Source organism: Amycolatopsis sp. CA-128772, assembly GCF_002904295.1.
Lineage (GTDB): Bacteria > Actinomycetota > Actinomycetes > Mycobacteriales > Pseudonocardiaceae > Amycolatopsis.
This window is the reverse complement of sequence record NZ_PPHG01000096.1, coordinates 108,281-121,875: the sequence shown is the minus strand read 5'-3', so window position 1 is coordinate 121,875 and position 13,595 is coordinate 108,281. Positions and strand designations below refer to the sequence as shown.

The 13,595-nt window shown below is 70.8% G+C and carries 14 protein-coding genes; 11 read left to right on the top strand and 3 right to left on the bottom strand.

Annotation, left to right across the window (positions count from 1 at the left end; all coding sequences use genetic code 11):
- Positions 1–33 precede the first annotated feature (33 nt).
- Genes C2L59_RS43330 through C2L59_RS43315 form a run of 4 tightly spaced genes read left to right on the top strand, consistent with a single transcriptional unit; the run spans position 34 to position 3,329 of the window.
- Entirely contained in the window at positions 34–771 is a 738-nt protein-coding gene (locus C2L59_RS43330; protein WP_103355393.1) for an enoyl-CoA hydratase/isomerase family protein, read from the top strand.
- Entirely contained in the window at positions 768–2,318 is a 1,551-nt protein-coding gene (locus C2L59_RS43325; protein WP_103355392.1) for an ATP-dependent acyl-CoA ligase, read from the top strand. The genes C2L59_RS43330 and C2L59_RS43325 overlap by 4 nt, the downstream gene beginning before the upstream one ends.
- On the top strand, positions 2,315–2,950 hold the full coding sequence (locus tag C2L59_RS43320) for a TetR/AcrR family transcriptional regulator (RefSeq protein WP_103355468.1): 636 nt from the start codon (positions 2,315–2,317) through the stop codon (positions 2,948–2,950). The genes C2L59_RS43325 and C2L59_RS43320 overlap by 4 nt, the downstream gene beginning before the upstream one ends.
- A gap of 58 nt (positions 2,951–3,008) precedes the next feature.
- A complete protein-coding gene (locus C2L59_RS43315) occupies positions 3,009–3,329 on the top strand; it encodes a hypothetical protein (RefSeq protein WP_086839577.1) in 321 nt (106 codons plus the stop codon).
- Between the two features lie 66 nt (positions 3,330–3,395).
- On the opposite strand, the gene C2L59_RS43310 is transcribed toward C2L59_RS43315, so the two are convergent.
- Positions 3,396–4,565: an acyl-CoA dehydrogenase family protein gene (locus C2L59_RS43310; RefSeq protein ID WP_103355391.1), complete on the bottom strand. Its 1,170-nt coding sequence runs from the start codon at positions 4,563–4,565 to the stop codon at positions 3,396–3,398.
- A gap of 170 nt (positions 4,566–4,735) precedes the next feature.
- On the opposite strand from C2L59_RS43310, the gene C2L59_RS43305 reads away from it, so the two are divergent.
- Together C2L59_RS43305 and C2L59_RS43300 are read left to right on the top strand one after the other, a co-directional pair.
- A complete protein-coding gene (locus C2L59_RS43305; protein WP_103355390.1) occupies positions 4,736–5,656 on the top strand; it encodes a M91 family zinc metallopeptidase in 921 nt (306 codons plus the stop codon).
- 67 nt (positions 5,657–5,723) lie between these two features.
- Positions 5,724–6,410, top strand: a complete 687-nt coding sequence (locus C2L59_RS43300) for a 4'-phosphopantetheinyl transferase superfamily protein (protein ID WP_199199687.1) — start codon at positions 5,724–5,726, stop codon at positions 6,408–6,410.
- Here C2L59_RS43300 and C2L59_RS43295 read toward each other — a convergent pair.
- Positions 6,407–7,558, bottom strand: a complete 1,152-nt coding sequence (locus C2L59_RS43295; RefSeq protein WP_103355388.1) for an isochorismate synthase — start codon at positions 7,556–7,558, stop codon at positions 6,407–6,409. The two genes, C2L59_RS43300 and C2L59_RS43295, sit on opposite strands and share 4 nt — an antisense overlap.
- A gap of 85 nt (positions 7,559–7,643) precedes the next feature.
- Positions 7,644–7,955, bottom strand: a complete 312-nt coding sequence (gene mihF / locus C2L59_RS43290; RefSeq protein ID WP_167344432.1) for an integration host factor, actinobacterial type — start codon at positions 7,953–7,955, stop codon at positions 7,644–7,646.
- A gap of 447 nt (positions 7,956–8,402) precedes the next feature.
- Between mihF and C2L59_RS43285 the strand changes: the two genes are divergently transcribed.
- The 5 genes from C2L59_RS43285 (at position 8,403) to C2L59_RS47265 (ending at position 13,404) form a co-directional block, all read left to right on the top strand.
- Complete coding sequence (locus tag C2L59_RS43285) at positions 8,403–10,031, top strand: long-chain fatty acid--CoA ligase (protein ID WP_103355387.1); 1,629 nt, start codon at positions 8,403–8,405, stop codon at positions 10,029–10,031.
- A gap of 154 nt (positions 10,032–10,185) precedes the next feature.
- Positions 10,186–11,475 carry an ABC transporter substrate-binding protein gene (locus C2L59_RS43280; protein WP_103355386.1) on the top strand — a complete coding sequence of 430 codons (1,290 nt, stop codon included), beginning with the start codon at positions 10,186–10,188 and terminating at the stop codon, positions 11,473–11,475.
- Entirely contained in the window at positions 11,472–12,368 is an 897-nt protein-coding gene (locus C2L59_RS43275; protein WP_103355385.1) for a carbohydrate ABC transporter permease, read from the top strand. Before C2L59_RS43280 ends, C2L59_RS43275 begins: the two co-directional genes overlap by 4 nt.
- A gap of 29 nt (positions 12,369–12,397) precedes the next feature.
- A complete protein-coding gene (locus C2L59_RS43270) occupies positions 12,398–13,180 on the top strand; it encodes a carbohydrate ABC transporter permease (RefSeq protein WP_103355466.1) in 783 nt (260 codons plus the stop codon).
- A gap of 23 nt (positions 13,181–13,203) precedes the next feature.
- Positions 13,204–13,404 (top strand): hypothetical protein, encoded by a 201-nt coding sequence (locus C2L59_RS47265; protein ID WP_146060512.1) that lies wholly within the window; start codon positions 13,204–13,206, stop codon positions 13,402–13,404.
- The last annotated feature ends 191 nt before the right edge of the window (positions 13,405–13,595 follow it).

Genomic DNA, 13,595 nt, shown 5'->3' with positions numbered 1-13,595 from the left:
TCGATCGATCGATCGAACGTCTAGCATCGCCCCATGCCCACCGTGGAGTTCGCCGTCGAGGACGGCATCGCGCAGATCCGGCTCAACCGGCCCGAGCGGCTGAACGCGGTCGCCGCCGTCCTGGTCGACGACTTCCTCACCGCCCTGGACGCGGCCGCGCGCAGCGACGCCCGGGTCGTCGTGCTGTCCGGGAACGGGCGCGCCTTCTGCGCCGGCCACGACCTCAAGGAACCCACCCCCGCGGGTGACTCGCGGACGCGGCTGGACCGGCTCCAGGACGTCACGCGGCGGCTGCGCGGGCTGCGCCAGCCGGTGATCGCCGCGGTGCACGGCTACGCGATCGGCGCCGGCGCGGAGTTCGCGCTCGGCTGCGACCTGATCCTGGCCGCCGAGGACGCCGTCTTCGCGTTCCCCGAGGTCTCGCTCGGCCTGAGCGTCACCGGCGCGGCGTCGCGGCTGCTCCCGCTGCTGGTCGGCCCGCTCAAGGCGAAGGAGCTCCTGCTGCTCGGCGAGCGCTTCGACGGCCGGAAGGCGGCCGAGCTGGGCATGGTCAACGCCGCCGTGCCCGCCGAGCGGCTCCAGGCCGAAGCGCTGGCCTGGGCGAAGCGGATCGCGGAGCACCCGCCGGCCGCCGCGGCGATGGCCAAGCGCGTTCTCGACACCCCGATCGACGTCGAGCCCGCCCTCGAACTCGAGGTCAGCCACGCCCTGATCACCGAGCACTCGGCCGCCGTCGCCGCGTCCACCGAGGCCTTCCGGAGCCGGGCGTGACGCCCCTCGCCGAGATCGGAACCCTCGCGCAGCTCGTCACGCGGGCCGCCGCGCTGTGGCCGGACCGCACGGCCTGGGTGTTCGACGAGTACGACCAGCACTTCACCTTCGCCGAGGTCGACCGCGAAAGTTCGAGCATCGCCGCCGCCCTGGCCGAACGCGGCATCGGCCCGGGCGACCGGGTCGCGGTGATGCTGCGGAACGTGCCCGCGTTCCCCCTGATCTGGCTGGCGCTGGCGAAGATCGGCGCGCAGCTCGTGCCGGTCAACACGAACTACCAGGAGTTCGACGGCGCCCACGTCCTCCGCCACTCCGGCGCGAAACTGGTCGTGGCCGCTCCGGAGTTCACCGCCCTCCTCGGCCGCATCGGCCTCACCGAGGTCATCACCCCAGCGGCACTTTCACGTGGAAGTGCCGACCTGGGGGCGGCACTTCCACGTGAAAGTGCCGCTTTCGTGCCGGTGCCGGAGACGCCGGTCAACATCCAGTACACCTCCGGCACGACCGGCGCGCCCAAGGGCTGCGTCCTGCCGAACCGCTACTGGACGACGCTCGCCGTGAGCCTGGCCACCGACTTCCCCGCCGTCGGCGAAGACGACGTCATCCTGACCGCGCAGCCGTTCCACTACATCGATCCACAGTGGAACGTCGCGTTGGGACTCGCCGGCGGCGCCACCCTCGTCGTGCTGGACCGGTTTCACCCCAGCACGTTCTGGGCGAAGGTGCGCGAACACGGTGTCACCTGGTTCTACTGCCTCGGCCTGATGCCGGCGCTGCTGCTGCGCCAGGAACCGGGCGAAACCGACCGCGACCACCGCGTCCGGGCGATCTGCGCGTCGGCCGTCCCGCCCGACCTGCACGCCGAGCTGGAGGCACGCTGGGGCGTGCCGTGGTTCGAGGCGTTCGGGATGACCGAGACCGGCGGCGACATCCGGATGACCCCGGCCGACCACGACGAGACCGTCGGCACCGGCTGCATCGGGCGGCCCAGCCGCGACCGCGAGGTGCTGATCGCCGGTGACGACGGGAAGCCGGTGCCCCGCGGGGAAACCGGGCAGCTGCTGATCCGCGGGATCGGGCTGATGCTCGGCTACCACGACGATCCCGGCGCGACGGCGAAGGCGTTCGGAAACGGCTGGTTCCACACCGGCGACCTGGCCCGGATGGACACTGCCGGGCGCGTCTACTACGTCGGCCGCACGAAGGACATGATCCGCCGCAGCGGCGAGAACATCTCGGCCGACGAGGTCGAGCGCGCGCTGCTGCTGCACCCGGCGGTGCGGCTGGCGGCCGTCGTCGCGGTGCCCGACGAGCTGCGCGGCGAGGAGGTCAAGGCGTACGTCGTGTGCGACGGCGACCGGCCGGACCCCGCCGGGCTGTCCGCGTTCTGCGCCGGGAAACTGGCCTACTTCAAGGTTCCGCGGTTCTGGGCGTTCGCCGACGCGCTGCCGATGACGCCGTCGGAGCGGGTGGCCAAGGGCGAGCTGCGCAAGGTCGCCGACCCGCGCGCCGGGTCCTGGGACGCGAAGGTGCAGGCATGGCTCTGAGCAGCCGGGAGCGGGTGCGCGCCGCCGCGGTGAAGCTGTTCGCCACCAAGGGCTTCCACGGCACCGGCATCCGGGATCTGGCGCAGGAGGCGGAACTCTCCTCGGCCAGCCTGTACCACTACATGGGCACCAAGGAGGATCTGCTCGCGGAGATCATGCACACCGCGCTGAACCGGCTGCTCGACGCGGCCCGTGAGGCGACCGCGGGCGGCGGCGACCCGGTGCACCGGCTGCGGACGCTGGTCGTGCTGCACGTCCTCGCGCACGCGGTCGGGCCGGCGGAAACCCGGGTGGTGGACAACGAAGTCGACGTCCTGTCCCCGGCCGCGCGCGAACCGGTGGTGGCCCTGCGGGACGCCTACGAGCGGCTGTGGGCGGCGGCGATCGACGAAGGCGTGGCGGCCGGGGTGTTCCGGGTGGCACACCCCGCGGTGACCAGGCTGGCGCTGCTGGAGATGTGCAGCGGCGTCGCGAGGTGGTATTCGCCACGTGGCCCGCTGGCGCTGGACGAGCTGGCGGAGCACTACGCGGAGCTGGCGTCGAGGGCGCTGGGGTGCACGTCGGTGCCGGGTGTCACCGACTTGCGGCGGTGCCGGGAAATCGTCGCGAAAGAGTGGGGAGTGTCCGTTTAGCGGCGCTTTTACCTGTGTACGCCTTGCCCAGACGGCGTGCGTGGGGGACGCTCGAAGGGTGACTGAGGAAACGATCCAACTGGAACTGGACGACTCGGGTCTCGCGCCGGGCCTCCCGGCGCCGGCACACCCCCGCGATCAGGTGCAGGATGTCCCCTATCGCCCCGTCGAGTTCCGCGATGACGATCTCCCCACCGCCCTGGAACGGTGCTCCGCCTGGCTACGGCAGGCCCAGGAGTGGCTCGGCGAGCCACTCGACGTGCTGGCCATCCACCTCGACTACGACGACCGCCAGGGTTCGCCGTACTACGACGTGAAGCTCCTTTGCAACGAAGAGGACCTCGCGGGCGTCCCGATCGCCATTCGCAACAAGAAGTAAGCAGAGTGAAGCGCCGTCAGGGCCGCCGGAAGGCGGCCCTGACGGTTTCTCGCGTTCCGGGACCCCTCAGCCCAGCGTCCCGCCGACCTTCACGTGCCCCTTGAGCAGGTTGCGCGCGATCGTCCGGCGCTGGATCTCGTCGGTGCCTTCGTAGATGCGCAGCAGCCGCAGTTCGCGGTACCACCGCTCGACCGGCAGCTCCCGCGTGTAGCCCATGCCGCCGTGGATCTGCAGGACGCGGTCGACGATTTCGTTGGCCTTCTGGCCGCCGTACAGCTTCGCCATCGACTGCGCGTGCCGCGAATCCACGCCCTGGTCGACCTGCCAGGCCGCGTGCAGCACCAGCCACCGCAGCGCCTCGAGCTCGACCCCCGAGTCGGCGATCATCCACTGGATGGCCTGCCGCTCGGCAATCTTCTGCCCGAACGTCTCGCGGGTGTTGGCGTGCTCGATGGCCATCGTGATCAGCCGCTCGCACGAGCCGATCGCGCGGGCGGGCAGCAGGTACCGGCCCTGGCCGATCCACTGCATGGCGAGCTCGAAGCCGCGGCCCTCCTCGCCGAGGATCTGCGTCTCCGGAACGCGCACGTCCTGGAAGATCAGCGACGCCGGGCCCCACTCGCCCATGGTGTCGATGTACTCGGACTTCCAGCCGGCTTCGCGATCGACGAGGAAGCACGTGACGCCGCCGTTGGCGCCCTTCTCCGGGTCGGTGATGGCGAAGACCATGGTGAAGTCGGCCTCGTTGCCGCCGGTGATGAAGGTCTTCTCGCCGTTGATGATCCAGTCGGTGCCGTCCTTGCGGGCGGTGGTCCGGATGGCCTTCGCGTCCGACCCGGCACCGGGCTCGGTGATCGCGAAGCAGGACTTGCGCTCGCCCGAGATGGTCGGCAGCAGGTAGGTCTGCTTCTGCTCCTCGTTGGCGTGGAACAGGATGTTGTCGGCGGCGCCCCCGAAGCGGAAGGGCACGAAGGTCCGGCCGAGCTCGGCCTCCAGCAGCGCGGCCATCACGGCGGACAGGCCCATGCCGCCGTACTCCTCCGGGGTCAGCACGCCCCAGAAGCCGGAGTCCTTCGCCTTGAGCTGGAGGTCCTTGAGCTCCTCGCCGGTCAGGCCGGGCTGGTGCGCGCGCTCGCGGCGGAGGACTTCCTGCTCCAGCGGGACCAGCTCCCGCTGGACGAACGTGCGGACCCAGTCGCGCACTTCGCGTTCTTCGGTGCTGAGTGAAAAGTCCATGGGTGAGCTGCTCCTCCAACCAACACTGCCACTGGCTAAGCGCTTGCTTACTCCCATAGTGCGGCACACGGCACGCAGGCGCAAGGACGGCCTCCGAGGGCAGGCGCAACCGCCCGGAAGCCGGCCTCCGGGGGCAGGACGCCCGGCCGCGCCGGGGTTACCGTGGCCCGGTGGCGAAGGCACCGCACGTCGGCGAGCACGAGACGCGTGTTCCCGGCCCCGTGACGCCCACGCGGGCTCCCACCGCCCACTTCGACCCGCGGGCCGCCCTGACCGCGGGTTCCGCGCTCGCCCTGCAGCGCCAGGCGGGCAACCACGCGCTGACCGGGCTCCTGGTACAGCGCCAGAGCGCGCCCGCCCGGGCTCCCGGCCGCCGCGTCACGACCCCGTTCGGCCGGTTCGTGGTCGTCGATCACGACGCGCCCGGCGAAGACCGGATCACCCGCGCCGACCTCGACGCAGCCACCCGGGCGTGGTCCGCGATCACCTCCGGCCAGTCGCCGCTGACCATCTCGGACACCCAGACGTTGGGCCGCACCTACCCCGGCTTCCGCGAACGCGTCCTCGCCGCGCTCGCCGCCCTGATGTCCCGCCGGCACGGCCGCCGGCTGGTCGTCGGGCTGGCCGCCGGACCGCACCGGGTGCGGATCGAGCCGTCCGAGGCCGTCGCCCTGCTCCAGGACGGCGGCGAAACGCACGCTTTCGACCAGGCCGGCGCGCACGATCCGCACACCGGCTCGGACGTGCTGATCACGCTCGACCCGGCGTGGAGCGAGGTGCACGTCCTGGACGCCCACGGCGCATCGTTGAACGTCCCCGACTTCGTGCGCGTCGGCCACGAACTGATCCACGCCCGCCACGACACCGCGGGCACGAACGCGCGCACCCAGCCCGTCGCAGATCTCGCCTACGACAACCACGAGGAGGAGAACACCATCGAGACCGGGGACCTCACCGAGAACCAGCTGCGCGAAGAACACCACGTCGACGCCCGGCCCGGGCAACCCGCGCCCCGCCGCCACGGCCACGGCGGCTACGGCCGTTCCCTCGACCCCCTGCCGCGCATCCCGTCCACGCCGCGGCGGCTGTAGTGAGACCCCCTGACCTGAGCCCGGATCCGTGACAACGGCTGCCGGGCCCGGGAGGATCGGGGGTGTGATGGAGATCGAGGTCCGCTGGTCGTCGCCGTTGCCCGCCGAAGATCGCTTCCTGCGCCTGCTCGACGACGTCGAACAGGGCCGGTTCGAGGCCTACCGGCAGGAGGCGGACAAGCGGCGGTTCCTCACCGGCCGCGTCCTGGCGAAGACGGTCGCGGCCGAGCGGCTCGGCCTGGCGCTCGAGACGGTGGAGTTCGACGCGACCTGCGAAGACTGCGGCAAGCCGCACGGCCGCCCCCGCATCCCGGGCGCCGACCTGACGCTGTCGATCTCCCACTCGGGCGACCTGATCGGCGTGGCGGCCACCCCGTCGGTCCCGGTGGGCCTCGACGTCGAGACGGCCAACCGCCGCGCCGACGACGGCCTGATCGAGTACGCACTGAGCCCGGCGGAGGCGGCGCACCTGGCCGGCCTGGACGCGACGGAGAAGGCCGCGGCCTTCTTCGTCTACTGGACCCGCAAGGAAGCGGTGATGAAGGCCACCGGCAAGGGCCTGCGCATCCCGCTGCAGAGCATCACGTTCTCCCGCTACGACGAGCCGGCCGCTCTGGTGTCCTCGGGCGACCCGGCCCTGGACCCGGCGACGACCAGCCTGGTGGACCTGAAGGCCGCGGACGGCTACCGCGCGGCCATCGCGGTGCTGACCACCGAAGAGCTGTCGGTCACCGAGGAGCACTGGGTCCCCTAGACGCTGTCCTCCAGCCCCATCGCCGTCAGCAGCGTGCGGAACTTCGCCGTCGTCTCGTCCAGTTCCGCCTGCGGGTCCGACGCCGCCACGATCCCGCCGCCCGCGTACAGCCGCATCGACGTCGTGGCGATCTCCGCGCAGCGGATCGCCACCGCCCACTCGCCGTCGCCCGCCGCGTCGACCCAGCCGACCGCTCCCGCGTAGTAGTCGCGGTCGAACGGCTCCAGCTCCTTGACCAGCTCGCGCGCGCCGTCGGTCGGGGTGCCGCAGATCGCCGGGGTCGGGTGCAGGGCCGCCGCCAGGTCCAGGGCCGTGATGTCCGGGTCCGCCAGCTCGCCGGTGATCGGCGTGCGCAGGTGCCAGATCGCCGGCGTGGTGACCAGCTCCGGGCCCGCCGGGACGGCCAGCGTGCGGCAGAACGGCCGCAGCGCCTCGACGAGGTAGTCGATCACCACCGCGTGCTCGAGCTGGTCCTTGCGGGACGTCCGCAGCGCCTCGCCGTTCGCGCGGTCGGCGACCGGGTCGGCCGAGCGCGGCATCGAACCCGCGTGCGGTGACGAGAACACCGTCCGGCCGGTGCGGCGCAGCAGCAGCTCGGGCGTGGCGCCGACGAGCGACCGGCCGCCGGGCAGCTCGGCCGCGTACGTGAAGTGCCGGGGATTGCCGACGGCCAGGTTCCGCACGATGCTCTCGGTCGGCACCGGCGCGTCGAACTCGAGGTCGAGCGCACGGGCCAAGACCGCTTTCCGCAGGTCACGGGCGGCCAAGAGGGAAACCGCCGAGCGCACGGACTCCATGTGCAGCGCCGGCGAAGGCACCGCACGCACCCGCACCGGCGCGGGGAGGGTTTCCCGCGACAGGGAGGGTGCTCCCGAGGCGCGGTGGACGGTCCGCGGCACGACGAGGTGGCCCGGCACCTTCGTGTCGGGCCCGGTGTCGAACGGCAGGACGCCGACGGCCAGCGGGGCGCCGGTCCCGGCCAGGACGCCGGGGATCGCCGAGGCGAGCCGCCGCGGGTCCGTCTCGGTGACGGTCCGGATCGCGCCCTGCGCGAGGAGTGCGCGCTGGGCCGTCGTGAACAGGAAGTCGCCACGCTGGTAGCGGGCGGCGAGGTCGGGTGCCGGGGTCGCCGGGTCGGGTGAACTCACAGGACCCAGGGTCCCAGGCCGCCGGAGATCCGCGAGGGAAGTGTCGCCAGCGACACTCCCCTCGCGGTCAGCTCCTGGTGACGCGCTACTTGAGCGCGTCGATGAGCGCCTCGCGCTGGCGCTCGCCCAGGCCGGCCGCACGCCGGTCCGGGTCGATGCCGGCCTGCTCGAGCAGGGCGGCGACCTTCACCGCGCCGAGGCCGGGGACGGCCTTCAGCAGCTGGGTGACCTTCGTCTTCCCGATGGTCTTGTTCTCCTTGGCCTGCTTGAGCACCTTCTCGATGCTCTCCTGGCCGGACTTGATCGACGCGAGCAGCTCCGAACGCGCCTTGCGAGCCTCGGCGGCCTTGGCCAGGGCCTCGGCGCGCTGCTCCGGAGTCAACGTAGGCAGAGCCAACGTAGTGTCCTTTCCTCTCAGGTCTCCGCTTTCGCGGCCGACAGCTTTTGTGAGTGCTTGCTCCTGCAAGCGCTGCTCAGCCGTCTCTTGCCACGGGGCCCAGTAAACGCCACCCGCTTCGTGGCCGTGCAACCGACACGCACTTATTACCCCTGGAGGTGATACCGGGCAACCCGCTCCGGCCTGCGGAAACGCTCCCAAGAAGCGGCCCGCGTGGCCCTTCTCACCCGGAAGTGAAGCCTCCGCTACCGCCTGTTCTCGCGCACATTTCCCTGCCTGCAAGGAAAACCCGAAAAATTGATGATCTTGATCTTCGTCGGCACCGTCGCCCGATCGCGCTACGACCGTGACCGAACGGAGCCGTTGTTGACCATGCCCGCTTCACCCGATCCGCATTAGAGTCGGCGCAACCCCCAGCCCACCGGCGAACGACCCCCGGGAGCGACCATGTTGAGCACCATGCAGGACGGTCAGCTGTCGCTGGCGAACCTGCTCCGCCACGGCACGTCGGTGCACTCGGCGAGCGAAGTCATCACCTGGACCGGTTCAGAAGGGCGCCGGGAGACCTACGGCGACCTCGGCCGGCACGCCGCCCGGCTCGCGAACGCGCTCCGCGGCCTGGGCGTGACAGGCGACCAGCGCGTCGGCACGTTCATGTGGAACAACGCCGAGCACATGGCCGCCTACCTGGCCGTTCCGGCGATGGGCGCCGTGCTGCACACGCTGAACATCCGGCTGTTCCCGGAGCAGCTGACGTTCGTCGCCAACCACGCCGAGGACCACGTCGTCATCGTCGACGGCACCCTCGTCCCGCTGCTGGCGAAGCAGCTGCCGGAGTTCAAGACCGTCCGGCACGTCATCGTGGCCAACGGCGACGCCGCCGCGCTGCAGGCCCCCGACGGCGTCCAGGTCCACGCCTACGCGGAGCTGCTGGCCGCCCAGCCGGACACCTTCGACTGGCCCGACGTCGACGAACGCTCGGCTGCCGCGATGTGTTACACCTCGGGCACGACCGGTGACCCCAAGGGCGTCGCCTACTCGCACCGGTCGATCTGGCTGCACTCGATGCAGGTCTGCATGAGCGACAGCATGAACCTCGCGCAGAGCGACAAGGCCCTGGCCATCGTGCCGATGTTCCACGCGATGGCGTGGGGCCTGCCGTACGCGGCGTTGATGGTCGGCGCGTCGCTGCTGATGCCGGACCGCTTTCTCCAGCCGGCGCCGATCTCGGCCATGCTGGCCGCCGAGAAGCCGACGTTCGCCGGCGCGGTCCCGACCGTCTGGCAGGGCCTGCTCGCCCACCTGGAGACGAACCCGCAGGACATCTCCCACCTGCGTGAAGTCGTGGTCGGCGGGTCGGCGGTGCCGCCGTCGCTGATGAACGCGTTCGAGGAGCGCCACCACGTCTCGATCCTGCACGCCTGGGGCATGACGGAGACGTCGCCGCTGGGCAGCGTGGCCCGGCCGCCCGCCGGCGCGACCGGCGACGAGGCCTGGCGCTACCGCTACACGCAGGGCCGGTTCCCGGCGTCCGTGCGGGCCCGGCTGATCGGCGACTCCGGCGAGGCGCTGCCGTGGGACGACGAGGCCGTCGGCGAGCTCGAGGTCCAGGGCCCGTGGATCGCCGGCTCCTACTACGGCGGCTCGCAGGTCGACCCGGACAAGTTCCACGACGGCTGGCTGCGCACCGGCGACGTCGGCAAGATCAGCGCCGACGGCTACCTGACGCTGACCGACCGCGCCAAGGACGTCATCAAGTCCGGCGGCGAGTGGATCTCCTCGGTCGACCTGGAGAACCAGGTGATGGGCCACCCGGCGGTCGCCGAAGCCGCGGTCGTCGGCATCCCCGACGAGAAGTGGGACGAGCGGCCGCTGGTCGCCGTCGTGCTCAAGGAGGGCCAGCACGTCACGCCGGAGGAGCTGCGGGACTACCTCAGCGACAAGGTCGCGAAGTGGCAGCTGCCGGAGAACTGGACGTTCGTGGACGAAGTCCCCAAAACGAGCGTCGGCAAGTTCGACAAGAAGCGGATCCGCGCGTCCTACTCCGAGGGAAAGCTCGACATCGCCCAGCTCTAACGGGTAAATCTCCGGCGAGTCTTCACGCTTGGGAAGACCACCATGGGGGAACCTAGGTCAGCACCGTGGCGCGTCAGCGCCTCCGTCGAGGGCGGCGGTGGGGGCATGGGCGGACTCATGGTGGTCTTCGGAGCACGTCGGAGGGGTTCTGGGGATGCAGCGGAACAGGCGGAGTTTTCTGGCGCTCGCGGGCGTGGGCGCGCTGGCGACGGCATGCGGGTCGAACACCGGGCGGCAGGGCGAGGCGCCGCCCTCGACGGCGTACTCGGCGGGCCCGCCGCCGTCGGACGCCCCGAAGGTCACGCTCCAGCAGTGGTACCACGCGTACGGCGAGGACGGCGTCCAGGACGCCGTCAAGAAGTACGCGGCGAGCTACCCCGGCGCGACCGTGAACGTGCAGTGGAACCCGGGCGACTACGACTCGAAGATCGTCACCGCGCTGCAGAACAGCAAGGTGCCGGACGTCTTCGAGGCCCAGGTCAAGATCGACTGGGTGCGGCAGAACCAGGTCGTCGCGCTCGACGACGTGATCGCGCCGGTGAAGGGTGACTTCAGCCCGGCCGTGCTGGCCGCGCAGACCGTCGAGGGCAAGGTCTACGGCATCCCGCAGGCCACCGACACGCAGGTGCTCTTCTACCGCAAGAGCCTGCTGCAGGCGGCGGGCGTGCAGCCGCCGCAGACGGTCGACGAGCTGATCGACGCGGCCGCGAAGCTGACGAAGGACGGCGTCAAGGGCTTCTTCGCGGGCAACGACGGCGGTGTCGGCGTGCTCACCGGCCCGCTGCTGTGGTCGGCCGGGCTCGACTACCTGAAGAACGACAACCGCGAGGTCGGCTTCGACGACCCGCGCGCGGCGACGGCGCTGGCGAAGCTGCACACGCTGAACGCCAACGGTTCCCTGCTGCTCGGCGCGCCGGCGGACTGGTCGGACCCGGGCGCGTTCGTCGACGGCCTGACCGCGATGCAGTGGACCGGGCTGTGGAACGTGCCGAAGATCCGGCAGGCGTTCGACGACGACTTCGGCGTCCTGCCGTTCCCCAAACTGGACGGCAGCGGCGCGCCGTCGGTGCCGGTCGGGGCGTACGGCGCGATGGTGAACGCCAAGAGCGAGCACGTGGCCGAGGCCAAGGCGTTCGTGAAGTGGCTGTGGGTCGACCAGACCCAGGACCAGCTGGAGTTCGCGACGAAGTTCGGGTTCCACGTCCCGGCCCGCCAGAGCCTGGTCGGCCGCGCGGAGAACCTGCGGTCGGGCCCGGCCGCCGACGCGGCCCGGTTCGTCAAGGAGAACAGCCACCTCGTCGGCGGTCCGGTGTGGACACAGCAGGCGAACACGGCGTTGTCCGACGCGGCCGCGAAGATCGCGAAGGAGGGCGCGGACCCGGTGGCCCAGACCAAGACGGCGGTCGAGGTGGCTCGCGCCGAGCTGAAGCGCCTTTTCGGATGAAACGGCGCGATGCGCGCGCGTTCTGGCTGTTCGTCGGGCCGTTCCTGATCGGGCTGGCGATCTTCGCGTACCTGCCGATCGGCTGGAGCGCGTACCTGTCGTTCTTCGACGCGCGCAACACGGTGACGCCGACCGAGTTCGTCGGGCTGGACAACTACGCGCACATGCTCACCGACGAGCCGTTCCTGTCGAGCCTGGGCACGTTCAGCGTGTTCGCGCTGTTCATCGTGCCGCTGACGTTCGTGCTGTCGCTGGCCCTGGCCCTCGGCGTCCACCAGCTGCGGTTCGCGCGGGCGTTCTTCCGGTCGGTGTTCTTCCTGCCGTTCGCGTGCTCGTACGTCGTGGCGTCGCTGGTCTGGAAGACGTCCCTGTTCTCGGGTGTCCGGTACGGCCTGGCGAACACCGTGCTGGGGTTGTTCGGCGCCGACCCGGTGGCCTGGACCGGAACCGTCGAGCCGCCGCTGTACTGGGTGGTCCTGGTGACCGCGCGGCTGTGGCTGCAGCTGGGGTTCTACATGATCCTGTTCATCGCGGCGCTGCAGCGGATCCCGGCCCAGCTGTACGAAGCGGCGTGGCTCGACGGCGCGAAGCCGGGCTGGCAGGTGTTCCGGTACATCACGCTGCCGCAGCTGCGCGCGACGGCCGTGGCGGTGCTGCTGCTGAACCTGATCAACGCATACCAGGCGTTCGACGAGTTCTACAACATCATGGGCGACGCACGCGGCTACCCGCCGTTCGCGCGGCCGCCGCTGGTGTACCTGTACTACACCTCGCTGGGTTCGGGTGGCCAGGACCTGGGCCGCGGCAGCGCGGGTGCGGTGATCCTGGCGTTGCTCATCGCGCTGGTGACTTTGCTGCAGGGCCGGGTGTTCCGCTTCGGACGTCCGTCGTGAAGGCGGTCCTGCGGTGGACGTGCCTGGTGGTGGCGGCGGTGGTGTTCCTGCTGCCGTTTTACCTGCTCGTGCGCAACGGCCTGGCGTCGCGGGCGGACATCACGTCTCCGGAGTGGACGTTCTTCCCGGCCACGCTGCACTGGGAGAACTTCTCGCGGCTGTTCTCCCTTTCGGACGTGCCGTTCGCGCGCAGCCTGCTGAACTCACTGGTGGTTTCGACGTTGCAGACTTCCGGGTTGCTGGTGGTCTGCTCGCTGGCCGGCTACGGCCTGGCCCGGATCCCGTACCGGCACTCGCGGTTCGTGTTCTACGCCGTGCTGGCGACGCTGATGATCCCGACGTCGGTGACGTTCGTGCCGAGTTTCGTGGTGGTCTCGTCGCTGGGCTGGCTGTCCGATTTTCGCGGGCTGGTGATCCCGGGGTTGTTCAGCGCGTTCAGCGTGTTCCTGTTCCGGCAGTACTTCCTCGACTTCCCGCGCGAGCTGGAGGAGGCCGGGCGGGTGGACGGGCTCGGCCGCTGGGGCGTGTTCTGGCGGATCGTGGTGCCGAACTCCCGCGGGTTCTTCGCGGCGATCGCGGTCATCACGGTGATCGGCAGCTGGAACGCGTTCCTGTGGCCGCTGATCATCGCGCAGTCCCCGGATTCGTGGACGGTCCAGGTGGCGCTGTCGGGGTTGCTGACGGCGCAGAACCCGCAGCTGAACCTGCTGTTCCTGGCGGCGGCGGTGTCGATCCTGCCGATCGTGCTGCTGTTCGCGTTCCTGCAGCGGTACCTGGTGCGCGGGGTGGCGGAGTCCGGGCTGAAGGGCTGAACCGCCACCAGAGCAGGGCGAGCGTGAGCACCAGTGCCCCGCCGTCGGTGATCACGGACGGCAGCAGGCCGGCCCAGCCGTACAGGTCCAGCGTGGCGCGCCAGACCGAGGACGGGATCGCGACCACGCCCGCCGCCTGGGTGGCGTTCACCGCCAGGACCAGCCAGACCACCCACGCCCGGCCGGTCAGCGCCAGCAGCCCCAGCAGGTTGCCGGCCAGGTAGACGTCGCCGACCAGGCGCAGGCCGGTCAGGAAGCCGCCGGACGCCGGCGTCCCGGCCAACGCGGCCGCGTGGGCGACCAGTTCGGCGTCGATCACCACGAAGTTCTGCAGTGCCGTGCCGATCGCGAAGACCAGCGAGCACCCCGCAATCCACCAGCGCATCCTCGCTCCCCCTATCAGTGATAGAGACCA

Coding starts and splice junctions, on each gene's coding strand:
- C2L59_RS43330 (WP_103355393.1), top strand. CDS start 34: ATGCCCACCGTGGAGTTCGCCGTCGAGGACGGCATCGCGCAGATCCGG.
- C2L59_RS43310 (WP_103355391.1), bottom strand. CDS start 4,565: ATGGACTTTTCACTCAGCACCGAAGAACGCGAAGTGCGCGACTGGGTC.
- C2L59_RS43300 (WP_199199687.1), top strand. CDS start 5,724: ATGGAGATCGAGGTCCGCTGGTCGTCGCCGTTGCCCGCCGAAGATCGC.
- C2L59_RS43285 (WP_103355387.1), top strand. CDS start 8,403: ATGTTGAGCACCATGCAGGACGGTCAGCTGTCGCTGGCGAACCTGCTC.
- C2L59_RS43280 (WP_103355386.1), top strand. CDS start 10,186: ATGCAGCGGAACAGGCGGAGTTTTCTGGCGCTCGCGGGCGTGGGCGCG.
- C2L59_RS43275 (WP_103355385.1), top strand. CDS start 11,472: ATGAAACGGCGCGATGCGCGCGCGTTCTGGCTGTTCGTCGGGCCGTTC.